This is a genomic window from Bacillus sp. FSL R9-9497, assembly GCF_038005805.1.
Lineage (GTDB): Bacteria > Bacillota > Bacilli > Bacillales > Bacillaceae_G > Bacillus_A > Bacillus_A cereus.
In genome coordinates, this window is the sequence record NZ_JBBOTY010000001.1 from 4,426,635 (window position 1) to 4,447,805 (window position 21,171).

Consider the following 21,171-nt stretch of genomic DNA (forward strand, 5'->3'; position numbering starts at 1 on the left):
ATATGAAACAAGTCTTGATGCACGCGAATATGCATCAAGACTCCAAAAATTACAATCTACCTGCTCTATATTTACGAACTAGTAAAGCAAGTGAACCTAGCAGTAACACCATATATAAACCAAGTTGTGCTGTATCTGCAGTTTTTGAGTTTTTCTCTTTTTTCGAATCATTTTTTGTATCTTCTTTTTTCTTGTGACCATCTGCATTTCGATTAAAATCAGGAGTACCTACTGTTTTTACATTATCTACTTTCGGTGTAGTCACTGGATTTTTCGGTTCATTTTTCGGTTCCTCTTTAAGAGTTCCTAACGCGCCGATATTATTTGTATCAAATTGAATTTGTACATCGTAGAAATGATGGTAGTTCATCTCATCGATGTCTACCTTTACTTTTGCGTTTAATTTTTTAAATAGATCTTCTACTTCAAACTGTACTACTCGCGTATTTGCATTTTTATCTTCGCTTACTACTTTCGCATCAGCGAATAGTTCATTGTTTTCCGCTTGGAATTTCGTAATCCACGCACTATTTTTCAGCGTCATCTCAATATATTTTTTACCATCTTTTACGATTAATTTCGCTGGATTTACAACATAGTCATGCATCTTTGAAATCTCATCTGTTTTATCTTTTAATACTTTAAATGTAATATCATATTGGCCATCTACTAAATTTTTCGAATCAACTATTACTCTCGGTTTATTATTTTCATCTTGGTTGTTGTTTCCACCTTGGTTGTCGTTTCCGCCTTGGTTGTTGTTTCCGCCTTGGTTGTCGTTTCCGCCTTGGTTGTTGTTTCCGCCTTGGTTGTTGTTTCCGCCTTGGCTATCTAACGGCTTAATGCTACCTTTATCAAATGCAAATTGAATATCGTAAAAATGGTGATAATTCATTGAATCGATATCTACTTTTACTTTTGCATTTAACTTTTTTGATAAATCTGGTACTTCTACTTCCACTACGCGTGTATCAGCTTTTTTATCTTCACTTATTACATGTGCATCAACAAACGAACCATTTTTCTCAAATTCAAATTTTGTAATCCAAGAACTGTTCGTTAACGTAAATGATACATACTTCTTACCATCTTTTACTTTTAGCACACCTGGACTTTTTGTATATGTGTTCATCATTGAAATTTCGTCTGTTTGATCTTTTAATGCTTTGAAATTGATGCTGTATTCACCATCTTTAATTGTTTCAGCATCTGGTTTTTTATTTTCATCTGATTTTTTATTTTCATCTGGTTTTTCTACTTCCGGTTTTTCTGCTTCTGGTTTTTCTACTTCTGGTTTTTCTGCTTCTGGTTTTTCTACTTCTGGTTTTTCTACTTCTGGTTTTTCTGCTTCTGGTTTTTCTACTTCTGGTTGTTTCTCTTCATTTTTAATTTGTTCAAGTTTATCTTGTTCAAATAAAAGTTGTACATCATGCGTTTGCTTATAATTTCTTGATGCCATTTCGATAAATACTTTTGTATTTAGTTTTTTAGATAAATCGTTTACCTCAAACTCTACTACTCTTGTATCTTTTTCCGTATCCTCACTTACTACTTTTGCATCAACAAATGTGCCATCTTTTTCCGTTTGAAAATTTTTAATTAATGAGCTACTTTTTAATGTTACAATTGCTTTTTTCTTACCGTTTTCTACTTTTAATACTCCTGGATTTACCATGTAAGTATTCATCTTAGATTCTTCATCTGTTTGATCTTTTAACACTTTAAATGGAATGCTGTACGCACCATCTTTAATTGTGTTAGAATTTGGTTGTTGATCTGGGTCAGGCTTTTGGTCGGGCTTCTGACTTGGATCCGGTTTTTCATTTGGATCTGGCTTATTAGCTGGGTCCTCTTTTTCATTTGGTTGTTCCACATGAATTGGTGTAATACTATTTTGATCAAATGCAATACGAACGTCGTACTCATGATGATAATTTAAAAAATCAATATCTACTTTTACTTTTGCATTTAATACCTTCTCTACATCTTCTACATCAAATTCTACTACTCTTGTATCTTTTTCTTTATCTTCACTAATTACATTTGTCGCAACTAGCTTACCTGCTTTTTCTGTTTCAAACTTCGTAATCCATGAACTATTCGTTAATGTAAAGGATACTTTCTTTTTCCCATCCTTCACTTTTAAAGTTCCCGGACTTACTGAATATTGATTCATCATCGATTCTTCATCTGATGTATCTTTTAAAACTTTGAACCCAATTGAATATTCACCGTCAGCCAACTTGGTAGCTGCTTGAACTGCAAGTGGTTGTAATGTTGATACGAATGTAAATATCATTAAAAACATAGCAACAATAATTTTTGTATACCTGTTCAATGGAACGACTCTCCCTTTTGAAAATTATTTAATACTGCTCCCATCAAATACAAAGCGAATATCATACGAAGCATTATAATTAATAATTGGAATATTAATTTTCACCTTTCCATTTAGTTTTTTTGACAAGTCAGCAACTTCAAATTCTACTACTCTAGTATTATCTTTTTTGTTTTCACTTAACACGGTTGTTTCTACAAATTGACCATCTTTTTCTACTTGGAAACTTTTAATAGAAGCACTATCTTTCACTTTAAATGAAACGTATTGTTTTCCATTTTTAACTGTTAATGTTGCTGGGCTTTCAAAATAACTATTCATTCTAGACGATTCATCTTTATCGCCTTTCCATACAGTAAAAGCAATATTATATTTTCCATCAGCTAGTTTTGTAGCAGCCTTTGCATCTTGTAAACCTAGTGTTGCGATAAACGTAAATAAAACAGCAAATACGGCAATAATCATTTTAAATTGTTTAAACATATATTCATCACCCTTCAAAAGATTTATTTACTCAACTTCACTTTACGAATTAAGAAAGCACCTGAAATAAGAATTAACGCTGCAAACAATCCAATACGTGCTTCATCGCCTGTTTTTGGGTTATCTGTTTTTTCAGCTTTTCCATTTTCATTTTTTGTTTCTTTGTTCACTTCTTTAGCTGTTTCCTTACTCTCTACTTTTGTTTTCTCTTCTTTTACTTGTGTATCTGTTTTCGCTTGATCATTATTTTTTTTTGTAGCAGCTACGCCGTTATCGCCACCTACAGCTTTTACATTTGCATCAAATGCAAAACGAATTGTGTAGTGGTGGTCATAGTTTGCATTTGGTACAACAACATGAATTTTTACAGCTGCCGGTTTGGATAAATCATCTACTTTAAACTCTACTGTTCTTTTATCTGCCGATTCATCTTTACTAACAACTTTCGCATCAACAAAATTCCCATTCTCTGGTGCTTTAAATTCTGTAATCCAAGCACTATGATTCATCGGAACTTGTACTCTCATCTCACCGTTTTTCACTATTAATTTTGCCGGCTTTTCAAAATAGTCATTTGCCATTGAAGCTGAATCATTTTCCGCTTTTTGAATTACGTAATTAATATCGTAAGTACCATCAGCTAGTTTTGCTGAAGCATTCCCGTATGGCATTACAAGAAAAGCTAGCATACATACGAACGTTATAATAAAAGCGGGTAATACAGAAACCTTTTTCATTTTTCTTGTTTCCTCCTTGGTTATCTTTTATTTCACTTCTTGAAAATGATAATTATTCTCAATTTATAAGAAAAAAATAATCTCTTCTACCTATTATTTAATTAGCATTCTTTTATCTAACATAAGTATTATTGATTATCATTCTCATTTAATGTTAAAAATAATATCTCACCCTATTCCTTATACGAAGGCATAGAAACTGAGAAAAAATGATAAAACGTATTTATTGATTATCATTCTCAATGAAAATCAAAAAAATAAACTATCTCTTCTCCTCTTCTTTCACCTCTTCCCATAACAACACTATAGTTATAGAAACCCCTTTTCCCTCACTTCCCTTCCAATATTTCCACAACTAAGTCAATCTTAGCCTACTCATAAATTTTTTGTCAACTATATTACGTATAAAATTTTTAATATCTGAATTTCTCTATATGCTGCTTTTTTTACAAAAAAAGAGACTTTCTGTTATAGAAAGTCTCTTTTCTCTATTTCTCTACAGCAATTTCCTGCTTTTGAAACTTAGAAACTATATAACCAAATCCTATACCGATTATCCCTGGAACTAACCAACCAATTCCTACACTATATAATGGAATCTTATCTAAAATAGGTGCTAGCGCTGCAATTTGAAGGTTTGCATTGTGTAATCCATCAAAGAAACTTATTGCAAATGCTCCTACAATCCCGCCCACATACATCGCTAATGGAAGACGAACGTAGTTTTCAACAAGTGATAATACGATAAGTACGATTCCAATTGGATAAATTGCGATTAAGATTGGTAACGCTAATGCATTTAACTGAGTTAACCCAAGGTTTGCTACCATAAATGCTAATACACAGAAAATGAAAACGACTTTTTGATAAGAAAGCTTTGGTAATAAGGAAGAGAAGTAATCACCACAAGCTGCAACAATACCTACAGAAGTTGTCAAACATGCTGCTGTAATTGCGATCCCTAATAATAAAGTTCCGTAGCTACCAAATAAATGATTCACGACATTTGTTAAAATAATTCCTCCGTTTGCGCCCATTCCAAGTGACACACTAGAAGCTCCAAGATAAGCAAGTGCTAAATACACAAGTAGTAGACCAAGCGCTGCAATAAATCCTGCAAAGATTGTTACTTTTGCAATACTGTTTTTATTTGTAATGCCTTTTTCTTTTAACGCATGAATTACAACATTTCCGAATACCAGTGCTGCAAGTCCATCTAAAGTTAAATATCCATCAATAAATCCTTTAAAGAGAGGAGCACTATACGCTTCTGTCGGTGCACCAAATTCTCCAATTGGTGTAATAAGTGCTTTACCTACGATAATTGCAATAACAGCTAATAATATTGGAGTTAGCACTTTACCAATACGACCCACTAATTTCGAAGGATTTAAAGCTAAATAGAAAGTGACTGCAAAGAAAATAAGTGTAAAGATAACAAGTGGATATGACTGACCAGCTATCTCACTTGGTAAAAACGGTGCAACACTCATCTCATAAGCTACTGTTCCTGTACGCGGCACACTTACGAATACGCCTAAACATAAATAAATTGCAGTGATAAAAACAAGTGCGAATATAGGATGTACACGTCCTGCTAGCTCATTAATATCTCCCTTTAAAGCTATAACAATTACTCCTAATAAAGGTAGTCCAACGCCTGTTACGATAAAACCAAACAGCGCGATCCATACGTCCGTTCCAGCACCTTGCCCTAACGCTGGTGGAAAAATCATATTACCTGCACCAAAAAACAGTGCAAATAACATTAAACTTATTGCAAACATCTCTGAAAACTTTAAAGATGATTTCATTTCTACTAACCTCCTAAAATGATGAATTAACAAAATATTCTGAATTGAAATCCGTTACATATCCTCTTTCAAGCATACTTCCCCGTAAAAGAACGCAAAAAACACCCGTCCCTAACAAAGGGACGAGTGTTGAAATCGTGGTTCCACCCTTATTCTAATAAAATGAATTTATAACGAAATACGCTCATTTTATAGCTCGTGTAAATTGATAACGGTTTTATCCGCCAAGAATTACAATGCATCATGTATGCAGTTCACTCTTGAAGTTTAGAGGTGGTAAGCTTGTCTTTTCGTATTAGGAAGCTCACAGCCTAAGGCTTCCCTCTCTGAGAATCGTAAAATACAACTCATGTCCTCATCATTACTTTTATAAAATATCTTGTCGAAACTTGTTGCTTTTTATTATATGGGCTATTTTTTAAAAAATCAATAGTTTTATTTTTTCTGACAAAAAAAATATAGGGAGAAAATTTTCCCTCCCTATAACTGCCCTATTAAAATTTCTAACTCTTCAGCCGTAACGCTCCGCCACTTTCCAACTTCAAGCTCATTTAGCTCTATATTCATAATGCGTACTCGCTTTAGCTTTATTACAGTAAACCCGAAAGCTCGACTCATTCTACGAATTTGCCTGTTCATTCCTTGCGTTAAAACAATACGAAATGTTGATTGATCGACTCTTGTCACTTTGCACGGCTTCGTCATTCCATCTTTAATCTTTACACCGCTGGACATCTCATCAATAAACCAGTCCGTAAAAGGTTTATCGACTGTGACAACATATTCCTTCTCGTGCTCATGATCACCATGTAAAATTCGATTCGCAATGCCGCCGTCATTCGTTAATAAGATAAGTCCTTCCGATGCTTTATCTAATCGTCCAACTGGAAAGATTCGCTCTGGATAATTGATATAATCAATAATATTATCTTCAATATGATCAGCTGCTGTACAAGTAATTCCGACTGGTTTATGAAAGGCTATGTACACCTTTTCTTTCTCTTCTTTTACAATAACTTGCCCATCAATCGTTACAACATCACCATCGCTCACAAGTGCACCGTGCGTACATATTTCACCATTAATAGCCACGCGTCCAGCTTTAATGAGGCGATCTGTTTCACGTCTGGAGCATGATTTTGCTTCGCTTATGTATTGGTTGATTTTCATGTTCTATTCCTTTTCACATATATTAAAAGCGTCAATCTATGGCAATATCATTCTGCCACGATTGACGCTTTTTCACTTCGCAAAAACAACTAAATAAATAACCCCAATCACCAAAAACATTCCGCAACAAGCTAACAATACTTTTGCAAGTTTGTCCATAAACATATAATGGTTTCCCCTTTGTTTCGTTGTTTTCTATTTTAATTCGACAACTGTTACGCCTAGGCCTCCCTCGCCCATGTCACCGTAACGGAAGGTTTTTACACCACGATGCTTCTTCAAGTAATCTTGTACACCTTGGCGAAGTGCTCCTGTCCCCTTACCGTGAATAATTGATACGCGAGGATAGCTTGCAAGCTGGGCATCGTCTAAGTATTTCTCAACGCGCGCCATTGCATTTTCAAATCGTTCACCACGAAGGTCAAGTTCTAATGAAACGTGATAGTCTCTACCTTTTACCGTTGCAACTGCTTTTTTCTCTGTTTGCTTCGGTGTGTTAATGTATTCCATGTTAGATTCTTTTACTTTCATCTTCAGAATACCGATTTGTACGCTCCACTCAGTATCGCTTACTTTTTCAAGTAATTGACCTTTTTGACCGAACGTTAATACTTTTACTTCATCACCTGCACGTAACTGTTGCTTCGGCGCAGTGTTTTTCACGTTTACTTTTTGTTTCTTAACAAGCTCTGGTGCTGCGCCTTCTAGACGGCTCTTCGCTTCAATTAACTCGTGATCTTTCACGTTTGCAAGCTGTGCTTTACGCAATTGACGAAGTTCTTGAATAATGCCTTCTGCTTCTTTCTTTGCGGCTTCGACTTTTTCTTCCCCTTCTTTTTGCGCTTTTAATAATCGTTCATCGCGATCTTCGTTAAATTCAATGATTTGACGTTGTAATTCACGATGAAGTTTTTCAGATTGTTTGCGAAGTGCTTCTGCTTCGTTCCAGTCACGCTCTGCGTTCTTCTGGCTTTCTTCTAACTTCGCAATCATATTTTCAATTTTATTCGTATCTGTACTAATGTGGTTGCGTGCTTGGTCAATAACGCGATCAGATAATCCAAGACGTTTCGAAATTTCAAAGGCATTACTACGGCCTGGTACACCGATTAATAATTTATAAGTTGGACTTAATGTATTTACATCAAACTCAACACTCGCATTAATAACTTGCTCACGGTTATATCCGTACGCTTTTAATTCTGGATAATGCGTCGTTGCAACAACGCGAGCACCGCGATTACATACTTCATCTAAAATCGAAATTGCTAGTGCAGCACCTTCTTGTGGGTCTGTTCCAGCACCTAATTCATCGAATAAAACTAAGCTTTCAAAATCAGCTTTTTCTAAAATATCAACGATGTTCACCATATGTGAGGAGAACGTACTTAAACTTTGTTCAATCGATTGCTCATCACCGATATCAGCAAATATATTTTTAAACACACAAATCTCTGACTCATCCATTACTGGAATGTGAAGACCAGATTGCGCCATTAAAACACAAATACCAACTGTTTTCAGCGTAACTGTTTTACCACCTGTATTCGGTCCTGTAATAACAATTGTCGTGAAATCTTTACCTAACATAATGTTATTTGGCACAATAATTTCTGGATCGATTAGCGGATGGCGAGCTTGTCTTAAATCCATATAACGCTCGTTATTTACGATTGGTTTCGTTGCTTTAATTCGCTTTGCATAAAAAGCTTTCGCAAAAATGAAATCAAGATTCGCAACTACTTCTACGTTTGATAAAACGATATCAGCTTCTACTGCCACTTCTTCTGTTAACATCAATAAGATGCGTTCGACTTCTTGTTTCTCTTTCACACGAGCTTCTTGCAGTGCGTTATTTAATTCTACAATGACTTGCGGTTCAATAAATAACGTTTGTCCAGAAGCTGATTGATCGTGAACAATACCACCATATACGCCGCGGTATTCTTGTTTTACTGGGATTACGTAACGTTCGTTACGAATCGTTACAATCGAGTCAGACAGCATCTTTTGCGCGTTTGAAGAGCGCGTCATATTTTCTAACTTTTCACGAATACGGCTTTCCGCAGTACGAATTTGAGTACGAATCCCACGCAGTTTATCACTTGCGCTATCCACTACTTCACCGCCGTCACCGATACAATTTGTAATTTTCTTTTCTAAATCATATAAAGATACAATTTGAGCGACGTGAGTTTCTAAAATCGGAAGCTCGACACCGTTATCAGCCATATCTTCAATGAAACGTTTCATATTACGACTACCATACATCGTATTCGCAATATCAAGTAATTCATTTGGACTTAACATACTCCCAATTTTTGCACGCTTCACATTTGAGCGAATATCCGTAATACCACCTAATGGTGCACTACCTTTTAAACGAATAACTTTCGCTGCTTCATCCGTTGTATCTTGCATTTCTACAATTTCTTCAAAATCAGTGCTCGGCACTAAATGCTTCACTTTGTCACGGCCAAGTGAAGAGGCTGTATGTTCAAGTAATTGTTCTTTTACTTTATTGTATTCTAATACACGCAACGTTCTTTCTAACATGTTGCAGGTCCCCCTTGTGTTACTTATTACGTTTAATATAGTCTAATAAACGTTCAATATCCCATGTGTTAATCACGTTATCTTTTTGAATCCAACCTTTACGTGCTGCTGCTACACCTGTTTCCATATCTTCTAACATTTCAAGTGTATGAGCATCTGTATTAATCGCTACTTTTACACCAGCATCTTGTGCTTGTTTTAATAATTTTGCGCTTAAATCTAGACGGTTCGGATTCGCATTTAATTCTAAAACTGTATTTGTCTCTTTTGCGAGTTCAATTAATAAATCTGTATCTACATCATAACCCTCACGGCGCCCGAGAAGACGTCCTGTCGGATGAGCAATCATTGTGACATGTTTATTCTCAAGTGCAGTACGCAGACGCTTCATAATCGTTTCACGGTCTTGTGAGAAGCTAGAGTGAATCGCTCCAATGACATAGTCTAATTCTTCTAATACTTCATCATCAAAATCAAGCGAGGCATCTGGTAAAATGTCCATTTCAATTCCGCGTAAAATTGTAATGTCTGGATACTTTTCATTCATACGTTCAATTTCTTTCGCTTGCTCACGAAGACGCTCTTTCGTTAAACCATTCGCTACTTTTAAGTATTGCGAGTGATCAGTAATCGCCATAAACTTATATCCACGAGCACGGCACGCTTGTACCATTTCTTCAATAGAAAAAGCACCGTCACTCCAAGTTGTATGCATATGTAAATCACCTTGTATATCGGAAAACTGAATTAAGTTCGGATACTCTTTAATTAATTCAATTTCTTTTCCATCTTCACGCACTTCTGGCGGAATAAATGGTAGACCGAAATGAGCAAAGAAGTCTTCTTCAGTCTCAAATGTTTTCACTTCACCTGTTTCTAAGTTCTCTACACCGTACTCACTAATTTTCTCGCCTTTATCTTTTGCGATTTGACGCATTTTCACGTTATGGTCTTTTGATCCTGTGAAATGGTGAAGTGTTGTAATAAACTCTTCTGGTTTTACTAAGCGGAAATCGATTGAAATATCATATTCATATTGAAGACGAACAGAAACTTTCGTATCCCCACTTGCGATTACCTCAATCATATTATCGAATTGTAGTAAATGCTCACGTACCGCTGCTGGTTCTGTCGTTGCAATGATAAAATCTAAATCTTTCACTGTTTCACGAACACGGCGCAAACTACCAGCGCGAGAGAAACGAATTACTTCAGCAATATTCGACAATTTCTCCTCTATTTCCCCGGCAATAGGCAATACCATCGCAATTGGTAAACGCTCTGGACGAGAGCCTACTTGATCGATTGCTTCTAATATTTTCTCTTCTGTCTTCTTACCGAAACCAGCTAAAGCTTGTACTTTATTTTCCTCACAAGCAGCTTTTAACGTCTCCATATCAATAACGCCTAGCTCTTTATATAACTTAGCCACCTTTTTACCACCAAGACCTGGTAGTTTTAATAACGGTAATAAGCTACTCGGTACTTCTTTTTCAAGTTCTTGTAATACTTCAGATGTTCCCGATTCTATATATTCTTGAATAACGGCTGCTGTTCCTTTTCCGATGCCCGGAATCTTTGTGAAGTCTTCAATCTCAGAAAGACTACGATCGTCACTTTCTAATGCTGCTGCCGCTTTACGAAATGCAGATATTTTAAATGGATTCGCACCCTTTAGTTCCATAAAAAGCCCGATTGTCTCTAATAATTTGATAACTTGTTTTTTATTTACTTTCATCATTGCCCCGCCTTTCTTTCATAGAAAAAAACTTCTCTTTCCGAAAAAAGAGAAGTTATACTCTGCTACCTGTCTGCCATAGTTCCTTCACCTTTTCAGATAGAATCGGTGTATCGTCTACAATTATTTTGCTAATTGATGATTTTTGTAATGGTGTTTGTACTTGTTCAATCGGAAGAATGTTTCCAATGATAATTAAGACAAACAAAACAATATATACTTCTAAAAATCCGAGGATTGCCCCCGCAAACGCATTTACTTGCTTTAAAACCGGTATTTCTGCAAACATATTTAACAAATTACCAAGTAATGAAAGTGCTATTTTTGTAATAATAAACAATATGATAAACGCAAGCGCTTGATAAAATACTGTCTCAATATTATTTGCATCAATCCATTCTGGAACAGATACGTTTTTATCAAATGGATACGGAATAAATTTCGCAAGTGCTGGCGCTAAATCTTTACAGTACCAGTATGCAACAAGGTATGCGATAATAAAGCTTGTTAACTTCACAAGTTGCAGAATAAACCCTCTGCGTAAGCCGAGGAAAAATCCCATAACAAGCAGTAAAATGATAATAATATCAATCATGTTATTCCATTCCTTTTTTTGTCATACTTTCTTTCAATTTCTCATGTTCTTCTTTTAATTTTATGTAATCGTGTATGACGTTTACCGCCGTCAATACCGCTAGTCTACTCGTGTCAAGCGAAGGATTCTTGGCATTGAGTTCGCGCATTTTATCATCCACAATCGCTGCTACCATGCGGATATGACTTGTACTTTCATCGCCAACAACTGAATATTGCTGACCATAGATTTCTACATTAATTCGACTTTTCTTTCCCTTTTGTTGTGACAACTCACCGGCCTCCAATCACGTACAGAATCCTAAAGTTTATCATACCATGAACCTTCATAATATGGAAACAGAAAGAACAATCCGATATGATAAAAATAACAATATAAAAAAAGGGGCGACCATTATGTCAAATTCTATCGTAATTCAAACAAATTCTACAGTAATTGAAGACATGAAACAACAATATAAACATTCGCTTACCCCGAAAATTCCGCAAGGCGGTATCTTTATGGCTAAGGTGCCATCTTGCACGATTACAGCGTATAAATCTGGAAAAGTAATGTTCCAAGGAGGCCGCGCTGAAGCAGAAGCTTCTCGTTGGCAAACTGTCTCTCACGCGCCAAAAACAGCTGTAAAAAAATCTGTCGATTCCCATCGTTATGCGCCGCCTACTTCCATCAGTACAATGTCTATTGTAGGGTCTGATGAAGTTGGTACGGGAGATTTCTTTGGACCGATGACAGTCGTTGCTGTATATGTGGATGCGAAGCAAATTCCACTACTAAAAGAACTTGGTGTAAAAGACTCTAAAAACTTAAATGACGATCAAATTACTGCCATTGCGAAACAACTTCTACACGTTGTTCCTTACAGCTCTCTTGTCCTTCATAATGAAAAATATAACGAGCTATTTGATAAAGGAAACAACCAAGGTAAGTTAAAAGCCTTGCTACATAATAAAGCTATTACAAACTTATTAGCGAAAATGGCACCTACAAAACCTGAAGGCGTCTTAATCGATCAATTCACACAACCTGATACATACTATAAATATTTAGCAAAACAAAAACAGGTACAGCGTGAAAATGTTTATTTCGCTACGAAAGGTGAAAGCGTCCATTTAGCAGTAGCCGCTGCTTCTATTTTAGCTCGCTACTCATTCGTAAAACAGTTTGACGAACTAAGTAAAAAAGCTGGTATGCCACTTCCGAAAGGTGCTGGTAAACAAGTTGATATCGCTGCTGCTAAATTAATTCAAAAGCTTGGTAAAGAACGATTACCCGAGTTTGTGAAACTGCATTTCGCTAATACGGAGAAGGCGCTTCGCTTATTAAAATAGTATCGACAAAAACAGGAGCCTACAAACTCCTGTTTTTTGTTTCATCCTACTATTGTCCTTATAGTTTTGTTATAATTATAATATACGGATTATTCTAACATAGGAGGAGATCTACATTGCTACTTCTACAAATGATTCTAAATATTTTACTAGGCGATCCACACGAAAGACAGTTCGAAATTAGAGAAAACATTCAGCTACTAAGTGAACAACCAGCGTTCAACGATTTAATAGAGCGTTATGGTCGATCTTTCTTATTAAACTTTCGGATTCGAAGATTTATTGGGAAACACGATGCACGCTTGTTAATACATAATCCAGCAAAACTACAACACTTCTGTGAAGAACTTGAATGTATGATTAGAAAAAGGAGGTTTTTCATATGAACGCTGTAAAAGTTAAAAAGGTACTATATGCTTTCGTACACCTCGTAGGCCCACTTTCTTACCTCACTATTTCTATCATTTGGGGAGCTTTTTTCACTACTAAATCCACATTCGAAAATATATCTGATAATCTTGGCGTGATGGCCATCTATTACGTGTTCATAAGTTTACTGTGGTTTTTCTATTTAGATCGATTAGACAAAGACATAAATAAGATTACAAAAGAAATTAACGATAATAAGATGTAACACATAACAAAGGAGAGCCCTTAAGACTCTCCTTTGTTATGTTAGCTTCGTTTCTGCTTCTTATTTGATGAAGATACTTTATGAGAACCTGTTTCATGTGTCGTCGTTCCTTGTCCTTCAACTTCTGGAGAACCTAGGCCCGATCTTGAATGATCTTTTTTCACTTTTTTACTCATTTATATTCACCCCTTCGCGTTACTTTTTGCTACGAGGGAATAAACTATACAATATGTAAAATAAAAAGCGAGAGGAAATCCTCTCGCTTTTTTTCATATTTTAGAATTCAGAAGAACCTGGAGTTCTTGGGAATGGAATTACGTCACGGATGTTAGCCATACCAGTGATGTACATTAGGAAGCGCTCGAAACCTAGACCGAATCCAGCGTGTTTTGTACCGCCGTATTTTCTAAGTTCTAAGTACCACCAGTAGTCCTCTTCGTTCATACCTAATTCTTTAATTCTGTCTACTAAAACGTCCATTCTTTCTTCACGTTGGCTTCCGCCGATTAATTCGCCGATGCCAGGGACTAGAAGGTCAGTAGCAGCTACTGTTTTACCGTCTTCATTTAAACGCATGTAGAATGCTTTAATGTCTTTCGGATAGTCAGTTACGAATACAGGGCGTTTGAAGATTTCTTCTGATAAGTATCTTTCGTGCTCTGTTTGTAAGTCAATTCCCCATTCTACTGGGTATTTGAAGTCAGCACCTGATTCTTGAAGCACTTTAATTGCTTCTGTATATGTGATGCGACCGAAGTCAGAGTTGATTACGTTGTTCATGCGCTCTAGAACTGTTTTATCAACGAAGCTGTTGAAGAATTCCATTTCTTCTGGTGCATGCTCTAATACGTATTTCATTGCATATTTCAGCATATCTTCTGTAAGGTTCATTACGTCACCTAGTTCAGCGAATGCAATCTCAGGCTCAACCATCCAGAACTCAGCAGCGTGACGAGTTGTGTTTGAGTTTTCTGCACGGAATGTAGGTCCGAATGTGTATACATCACGGAATGCTAATGCATAAGCTTCAGCGTTCAGCTGTCCACTTACTGTTAAGTTTGTTTCTTTACCGAAGAAGTCTTTTGACTCATCAACTTTTCCGTCTTCACCTTTTGGTAGGTTATTTAAATCTTGCGTTGTTACGCGGAACATTTCGCCAGCACCTTCTGTATCACTACCAGTGATGATTGGTGTGTGGACATGTACAAATCCACGCTCTTGGAAGAATTGGTGAATCGCAAATGCTGCGATAGAACGTACGCGGAACGTTGCAGAGAATGCATTTGTTCTTGGACGTAAGTGAGCGATTGTACGTAAGTATTCAAACGTATGACGCTTCTTTTGAAGTGGGTAATCAGAATCTGATAAGCCCTCGATATCAATTTTTTCTGCTTTAATTTCAAATGGTTGCTTCGCTCCCGGCGTTGCAATTACTTTACCTTCTACTTTAACTGAAGAGCTAAGTGGAAGTTTTGCAATTTCTTTGAAGTTCTCTAATTCTGTATCGAAAACGATTTGAACGCTTTTAAAGAAGCTACCGTCGTTTAATTCGATGAAACCAAATGCTTTTGAATCACGTAAGTTACGAATCCACCCTGATACTTGTACTGTTTGATCTGCATACTTTTCTGTATCTCTATACAGACTTTTTACTAATGTGTTTTCCATAGTGAAATTCTCCTTTGCTCATATATTTAAATACAAAAAAACCTTTCATCCATAAAGGGACGAAAGGTTAAACTTCGCGGTACCACCCAATTTGTCATAAAGACCAACTTTAACTCGTATGTAATACATACTTCCCGGTTTGTAACAGGCCGGATTCCCGTCTAAGTCTACTCTTGAATACAAAATTCAATTTCGGTTAGCAACTCCAAGGTGTTCTTCACATATACCGCCTCATCAGGCTCTCACCGTCCCTGACTCGCTTTGGATTATAGTATATACTACTTTTCCTTATCATCGTCTTTCATTTTGTTAAACTAAAATTAATGTACTACATTCGAGAGAAAGATGCAAGGTGTCGGAAAATATATGAGCGATTTTTGTAATATATCGACTTACCGACAGCGTCCGACAACCAATCCAATAAAAAAATTGCCGGAATGAATCCGGCAATTTTCTAATTACTTACGTAACTCCGCACCGAATTTCTCTTCTACCGTTGTTAGTACACGGTTATGTGCTTCTGTTACTTCTTCGTCTGTTAATGTACGTTCTGCATCGAAGTAAGTCATAGAGAATGCAAGTGATTTCTTGCCTTCTTCCATTTTTTCACCTTCGTATAAGTCGAATAGTGTTACGTCTTTCAGAAGTTCTCCGCCAGCTTCAGCAATGACTTGCTTCATTTCACCAGCTTTTGTTTCTTTTGTTACTACAACAGCCATGTCACGTGTCATAGATGGGAAACGTGGAATTGCTGAGTAGTAAGTTTCCTCAGCGTCTGCACCGAATACTTTTACAAGAGATAATTCAAATACGAATGTATTTTTCACATCTAATTGTTTTTCTGCTTCTGGGTGCAATTGACCGATGAAACCAATTACTTCGCCATCTAATACGATGTCAGCTGTACGGCCTGGGTGCATACCTTCACGTTTTGCTGGTGCATATGTGATTTGATTTGAAACGCCAAGCACGTCGAATAGTCCTTCTAGTACACCTTTCACAACGAAGAAGTCTACTACTTTCTTCTCACCTTGCCATGCATGGTGAAGAGCAAGACCTGTCATAACACCTGCAAGATGTTGTTCTTCTTTCGGAAGTTCTCCTTCTTCTGTCGGTAAGAAGATAGAACCTACTTCGTATAAAGCAACGCTGTCGTTTTTACGAGCGACATTGTATGAAACTGCTTCTAGTAATTGCGGTACTAAGCTTAAACGAAGTTGGCTACGTTCTTCACTCATTGGAAGTGCAAGACCTACAGGCGCCTTTTCGTTTGGCTCAACCATATATTGTTTCGCTTTGTCAGCGCTTGTTAATGAATACGTAATTGCTTCATATAAACCAGCACCCTCTAAGAAGCGGCGTACTTTACGACGTTTCGTTTGTGCTGATGTTAATTTACCACGAGTCATCGTTCCAGAAGGTAATGTAACTGGAATGTGGTCATAACCGTATAGACGGCCCACTTCTTCTACTAAGTCTTCTGAAATTGTAATATCAGGACGACGTGCTGGTACATTTACATGGAATGTTCCTTCTACTTCTGTAAATGGGAATTTCAAGTTTGTGAACATTGTACCCATTTCACTCGCAGAAATATTTGTACCTAATACACGGTTTACTTTTTCAGCAGTAACAGATACTGTACGCTCTTGTACTTGTAAGTTGTCAGCTTCTACTACACCTTCAAGTGCTTCACCGCCAGCATATTTCGCCATTAAAGCAGCTGCGTGTTGAATTGCTTCAAATGTACGTGTTGGATCGATTCCTTTTTCGAAACGTGCACTTGATTCACTACGAAGACCTAAGTCTTTTGATGTACGACGTACTGTTTGACCTGCAAAGTATGCAGACTCAATTAGAACGTTTACTGTCTCATTTGTAACTTCAGAATCCGCCCCGCCCATTACACCAGCAACAGCTAAAGCTTTCGTGCCGTTTGTAATTACAAGATGGTGGCTTTGTAATGTACGCTCTTGATCATCTAACGTTTCAATTTTTTCGCCTTCTTTTGCAAGACGAACAACGATTTCTTTTGAACCTAATTTATCGTAATCGAATGCATGTAACGGTTGACCGTATTCCATTAAAATGTAGTTTGTAATATCAACTACGTTGCTAATTGGACGAATGCCAGCTGCCATAAGACGAGTTTGCATCCACATTGGTGACGGACCAATCTTTACGTTTTTAACCATTTTTGCAATGTATAATGGGTTTTCTTCTTTCGCTTCTACGCTTACAGAAATATAATCAGAAGTTTTTTCTGCTGTTTCTTGTAAGTCGATAGCTGGAAGTTTTACTTCGCGGCCATAAATAGCAGCTACTTCGTAAGCAACACCTAACATGTTTAAGCAATCTGCACGGTTTGGTGTTAAGCCAAGCTCAAGTACTTCATCGTGTAAGTTTAAAATTTCAAGTGCATCTGCACCAACTTCAGCGTCACTTGGGAAGATGAAGATACCATCTGCGTATTCTTTTGAAACTAACTTTCCATCAATACCAAGCTCTTGAAGAGCACAAACCATACCGTGAGAAGCTTCACCGCGTAGTTTTGCTTTTTTGATTTTGAAGTTACCAGGAAGTACAGCTCCAACTTTTGCAACTGGTACTTTTAAACCTTTTGCAATGTTAGCAGCTCCACAAATAATTTGAACTGGCTCTTCTTCACCGATATCGATTAAGCATTTGCTTAATTTATCAGCTTCTGGGTGTTTTTCACATTCTAATACGTGACCAACTACAACACCTTTTACACCTTTATTTAATACTTCAACGCCTTCTACTTCAATACCACTTTTCGTGATTTTGTCTGCTAGTTCTTGTGCTGTTACATCTTTAATATCTACATACTCTTGTAACCAACGATATGATACGAACATATTTATCCTCTCCTTCCCTTACGCTCGTTTGAATTGTTGTAAGAAACGTACATCATTTGTATAGAAATGACGAATGTCATCTACTCCGTATTTCAACATTGCGATACGCTCTGCGCCCATACCGAATGCGAAACCTTGATATTCTTTTGAATCATAACCAGCCATTTCAAGTACGTTCGGGTGAACCATACCTGCGCCTAGAATTTCAATCCAGCCAGTTCCTTTACAAGTGCCGCAACCTTTGCCATGACACATCATACAAGAAATATCCATCTCTACAGATGGCTCTGTGAATGGGAAGAAACTTGGACGAAGACGGATTTCACGATCTTCACCGAACATCTTTTTCACGAATACTTGCAGTGTACCTTTTAAGTCACTCATACGAATGTTTTTATCAATTACAAGACCTTCAATTTGCATGAACTGATGTGAATGCGTCGCATCGTCGTCATCACGGCGATACACTTTACCAGGACAAATAATTTTGATTGGGCCTTTTTCTTTATTATTTTCCATCGTACGTGCTTGCACAGAAGATGTATGTGTACGTAGTAACGTTTCTTCTGTAATGTAGAATGTATCTTGCATATCACGCGCTGGGTGATCTTTCGGTAAGTTTAGTGCTTCGAAGTTGTAGTAGTCTTTTTCTACTTCTGTTCCTTCAGCTACTTCATAACCCATACCGATGAATACATCTTCAATTTGCTCAACAACAGCTGTTAACGGATGGTGACAACCTGTTTCAATAGGACGACCTGGCAGTGTAACATCGATTGTTTCAGTAGCTAATTTCGCTTCGATTACTGCTTTTTCTAAGTTACTAATTTTGTCATCTAAACGCGTTTGAATCGCTTCACGCACTTCATTTACTAATGCTCCCATACGTGGACGCTCTTCTGCTGACAATTTTCCCATGCCGCGTAATACTTCTGTAATTGGGCCTTTTTTTCCTAAATACGCTACGCGTACGTCGTTTAAGCCCTTTAGCTCTTTCGCTTCTTCAATAAGCTCTAACGCTTTTTGCTTTAGCTCTTTTAAACGTGCTTCCATTTTGGAACCCTCCTAATTTTAAAAATAAAAAAACCTCGCTCCCAAAAAGGGACGAGGTAAATTCGCGGTACCACCCTAAATTGACAGAACAAGTCTGCCCACTCATTAGTTATAACGATCAATTCTGACCGGAACGCCTTTACATATACATGGTCCTGGCGTCAACTCCAGAGGTGAATTCACTTCCGTCTACCATAAGAATGCTTTCAGTCTACGGCACTCTCTCCCTATATGGCGATTTTGTAAGTTACTCTTCTCTATCAACGTTTTTCGTTATTTAACTTTTAATATAATGTACTTCAACTTATTATAAGAAGTTTTTTATTTGTTCGCAACCGGGCTTTGCAAATAATACGTTAAAATCCCTGCTGCAACCGCAACATTTAATGATTCTGCCCCGCCGTAAATCGGAATATACAAGTTTTGATCCGTTTTTGCAAGAATTTCTTGGCGTACGCCATTTCCTTCATTTCCTACAATTAATGCAAAACTGCCAGCCGGCGTTACTTCACCATACGGAACTCCATTTTCAAGAGCTGTTCCATATACAGGAACGTTGTTTTCTTTTAACTTGTCTACCCATTCTTCTAAGTTCCCTTTTACAATTGGTAAGTGGAAAATAGAGCCTTGTGTAGAGCGGAGTACTTTACTATTGTAAACATCAACACAACCTTCTCCAAGCACAACGGCGTGAATACCAGCTGCATCAGCTGTACGAATAATTGTTCCTAAATTACCTGGGTCTTGCAGGCCATCTAATAAAAGGAATTTCCCATCAGTAAGAGCTACTTCTTTCTCATGCTTCTCACAAACAGCAAATACACCTTGTGTCGTTTCTGTTTCACGAAGTATTTTGACAATCGCCTCAGGTACGATATACATTTCCACATCATTAACTGTCCAATCTTTCGGAAGGTCTGTCTGATCTGAAACGATAAGTTCTGTTACAATTCCTGCCTTCAAAGCTTCCTCGACTAAGTGGAATCCTTCTACAAAAAATAAACCTTTTTTATCGCGTTCTTTTTTCGTTTGCAGCTTTTTCCACTGCTTTACACGCGGATTTTGTACTGAATCAATGTTTTTCATAATATGTATTTCCCTCTCTTCTTGTCTTATCATTATAGCCTATTTTTCATACATATTTACATAAAAAAGAACAAAAACTAACGTCAGTTTCAATTCTGAAGAAGAGGTGAAAGCAATGAGTTTTAATTTACGCGGTGCCGTATTAGCGAATGTATCTGGAAATTCACAAGATCAATTACAAGAAACAATCGTCGATGCAATTCAAAGCGGTGAAGAAAAAATGCTTCCAGGTCTTGGCGTTTTATTTGAAGTCATTTGGAAAAACGCTGATGAAAATGAAAAGCACGAAATGTTAGAAACACTAGAGCAAGGATTAAAAAAATAAGCAATTTGAAAATCACCTTTGCATAAGCTAAGGTGATTTTTTTGCAGAAAAATTTTTTCTTCTCCTAAACATTTCTACTTTACTAACGAACTATGATGGAGTACAATGTTCAAAATACATTTAAACCGATCGATTTTTCTTCATATACACCATAAGATAAAAGGAGTGAATGTTTTATGCACCGTATTACGCTTGAACAAATTTTTAAACACCACATTACACAAAAATACGTAAACCGTTCTGGAATGGTCCACGCGATCGCTGTCGCTTACCATGCGTTTCACCTAGCCAAAAAGCATCACGCCTCAGTCGATGCTGCCACAAAAGCTGGCTTCCTTCATGATATCGGACATCATACGTGGTACACAGGCGGTGAATGGGATTATGACTTATATAAAAAGAATGATATACACGCAATTAAAGGTGCTGAAAGAGCACATAAATTACTTATTAGATTAGGAGAACATCCAAAACTAGCAAAAGAAATTTCTATTGCAATTCTTCTTCATACAGATTCTTTCTTAGTGGAACAAGAAATTGAAAGAACATCTCTTCAAAATATTATTAAATGGGCAGACGAAGCAGATGAAGAACCGGGCGGAGCGCATCATTATCGAACAATTTCTTATGAAAAAGCACTTAAAGCAATTCAGCAATTAGATCGATTGGTAGAGCGTGAATTGCAAATAGAGCAAGCAAAATTGAATAACAAGATAGAACATAGTTATCAATGAGAAAGAGGCATCACTACAGGGTGATACCTC

At 36.9% G+C, this 21,171-nt stretch carries 19 protein-coding genes and 3 other annotated features; of the genes, 5 read left to right on the forward strand and 14 right to left on the reverse strand.

Annotated elements, in window-relative coordinates; all coding sequences use genetic code 11:
- Positions 1–49: 49 nt before the first annotated feature.
- The 9 genes from MKY21_RS22830 to zapA all read right to left on the reverse strand — a co-directional run bounded on the left by MKY21_RS22830 (position 50) and on the right by zapA (position 11,702).
- A complete protein-coding gene (locus MKY21_RS22830; RefSeq protein ID WP_341077434.1) occupies positions 50–2,338 on the reverse strand; it encodes an NEAT domain-containing protein in 2,289 nt (762 codons plus the stop codon).
- A gap of 24 nt (positions 2,339–2,362) precedes the next feature.
- Positions 2,363–2,821, reverse strand: coding sequence for an NEAT domain-containing protein (locus MKY21_RS22835; RefSeq protein WP_000476165.1), 459 nt, complete (start codon positions 2,819–2,821; stop codon positions 2,363–2,365).
- A 23-nt stretch (positions 2,822–2,844) separates the two neighbouring features.
- A complete protein-coding gene (isdC, locus tag MKY21_RS22840) occupies positions 2,845–3,558 on the reverse strand; it encodes a heme uptake protein IsdC (RefSeq protein WP_016118697.1) in 714 nt (237 codons plus the stop codon).
- A 488-nt stretch (positions 3,559–4,046) separates the two neighbouring features.
- Positions 4,047–5,372 (reverse strand): branched-chain amino acid transport system II carrier protein BrnQ6, encoded by a 1,326-nt coding sequence (brnQ6, locus tag MKY21_RS22845; protein ID WP_000842650.1) that lies wholly within the window; start codon positions 5,370–5,372, stop codon positions 4,047–4,049.
- 115 nt (positions 5,373–5,487) lie between these two features.
- Positions 5,488–5,743, reverse strand: a binding site (T-box leader).
- A gap of 109 nt (positions 5,744–5,852) precedes the next feature.
- On the reverse strand, positions 5,853–6,542 hold the full coding sequence (locus MKY21_RS22850; protein ID WP_061663239.1) for a 23S rRNA pseudouridine(2604) synthase RluF: 690 nt from the start codon (positions 6,540–6,542) through the stop codon (positions 5,853–5,855).
- Positions 6,543–6,737: 195 nt separating this feature from the next.
- Positions 6,738–9,098 carry an endonuclease MutS2 gene (locus MKY21_RS22855; RefSeq protein WP_000893716.1) on the reverse strand — a complete coding sequence of 787 codons (2,361 nt, stop codon included), beginning with the start codon at positions 9,096–9,098 and terminating at the stop codon, positions 6,738–6,740.
- Positions 9,099–9,117: 19 nt separating this feature from the next.
- Complete coding sequence (polX, locus tag MKY21_RS22860; RefSeq protein WP_000867517.1) at positions 9,118–10,836, reverse strand: DNA polymerase/3'-5' exonuclease PolX; 1,719 nt, start codon at positions 10,834–10,836, stop codon at positions 9,118–9,120.
- 55 nt (positions 10,837–10,891) lie between these two features.
- Positions 10,892–11,431: a CvpA family protein gene (locus MKY21_RS22865; RefSeq protein ID WP_000565412.1), complete on the reverse strand. Its 540-nt coding sequence runs from the start codon at positions 11,429–11,431 to the stop codon at positions 10,892–10,894.
- Between the two features lies 1 nt (position 11,432).
- A complete protein-coding gene (gene zapA / locus MKY21_RS22870; RefSeq protein WP_000082701.1) occupies positions 11,433–11,702 on the reverse strand; it encodes a cell division protein ZapA in 270 nt (89 codons plus the stop codon).
- A gap of 124 nt (positions 11,703–11,826) precedes the next feature.
- On the opposite strand from zapA, the gene rnhC reads away from it, so the two are divergent.
- The 3 genes from rnhC to MKY21_RS22885 all read left to right on the forward strand — a co-directional run bounded on the left by rnhC (position 11,827) and on the right by MKY21_RS22885 (position 13,396).
- A complete protein-coding gene (gene rnhC, locus MKY21_RS22875; RefSeq protein ID WP_016118699.1) occupies positions 11,827–12,762 on the forward strand; it encodes a ribonuclease HIII in 936 nt (311 codons plus the stop codon).
- A gap of 116 nt (positions 12,763–12,878) precedes the next feature.
- A complete protein-coding gene (locus tag MKY21_RS22880; RefSeq protein ID WP_000925537.1) occupies positions 12,879–13,148 on the forward strand; it encodes a hypothetical protein in 270 nt (89 codons plus the stop codon).
- Entirely contained in the window at positions 13,145–13,396 is a 252-nt protein-coding gene (locus MKY21_RS22885; RefSeq protein WP_000994758.1) for a hypothetical protein, read from the forward strand. The genes MKY21_RS22880 and MKY21_RS22885 overlap by 4 nt, the downstream gene beginning before the upstream one ends.
- 41 nt (positions 13,397–13,437) lie before the next feature.
- On the opposite strand, the gene MKY21_RS22890 is transcribed toward MKY21_RS22885, so the two are convergent.
- From MKY21_RS22890 to MKY21_RS22910, 5 genes are all read right to left on the reverse strand, one after another.
- Positions 13,438–13,572, reverse strand: coding sequence for a YuzL family protein (locus MKY21_RS22890; RefSeq protein WP_000039590.1), 135 nt, complete (start codon positions 13,570–13,572; stop codon positions 13,438–13,440).
- 100 nt (positions 13,573–13,672) lie between these two features.
- Positions 13,673–15,064 (reverse strand): asparagine--tRNA ligase, encoded by a 1,392-nt coding sequence (gene asnS, locus MKY21_RS22895; protein ID WP_000432177.1) that lies wholly within the window; start codon positions 15,062–15,064, stop codon positions 13,673–13,675.
- Positions 15,065–15,116: 52 nt separating this feature from the next.
- Positions 15,117–15,368, reverse strand: a binding site (T-box leader).
- A 154-nt stretch (positions 15,369–15,522) separates the two neighbouring features.
- Positions 15,523–17,943, reverse strand: a complete 2,421-nt coding sequence (gene pheT, locus MKY21_RS22900) for a phenylalanine--tRNA ligase subunit beta (protein WP_000498191.1) — start codon at positions 17,941–17,943, stop codon at positions 15,523–15,525.
- A gap of 18 nt (positions 17,944–17,961) precedes the next feature.
- A complete protein-coding gene (pheS, locus tag MKY21_RS22905) occupies positions 17,962–18,996 on the reverse strand; it encodes a phenylalanine--tRNA ligase subunit alpha (RefSeq protein ID WP_341077439.1) in 1,035 nt (344 codons plus the stop codon).
- A 44-nt stretch (positions 18,997–19,040) separates the two neighbouring features.
- Positions 19,041–19,269: a binding site (T-box leader), on the reverse strand.
- Positions 19,270–19,317: 48 nt separating this feature from the next.
- Entirely contained in the window at positions 19,318–20,115 is a 798-nt protein-coding gene (locus MKY21_RS22910) for a TrmH family RNA methyltransferase (protein WP_001986644.1), read from the reverse strand.
- Between the two features lie 82 nt (positions 20,116–20,197).
- On the opposite strand from MKY21_RS22910, the gene sspI reads away from it, so the two are divergent.
- A complete protein-coding gene (sspI, locus tag MKY21_RS22915) occupies positions 20,198–20,407 on the forward strand; it encodes a small acid-soluble spore protein SspI (protein ID WP_000009509.1) in 210 nt (69 codons plus the stop codon).
- A gap of 176 nt (positions 20,408–20,583) precedes the next feature.
- Entirely contained in the window at positions 20,584–21,141 is a 558-nt protein-coding gene (locus MKY21_RS22920; protein WP_016118701.1) for an HD domain-containing protein, read from the forward strand.
- The last annotated feature ends 30 nt before the right edge of the window (positions 21,142–21,171 follow it).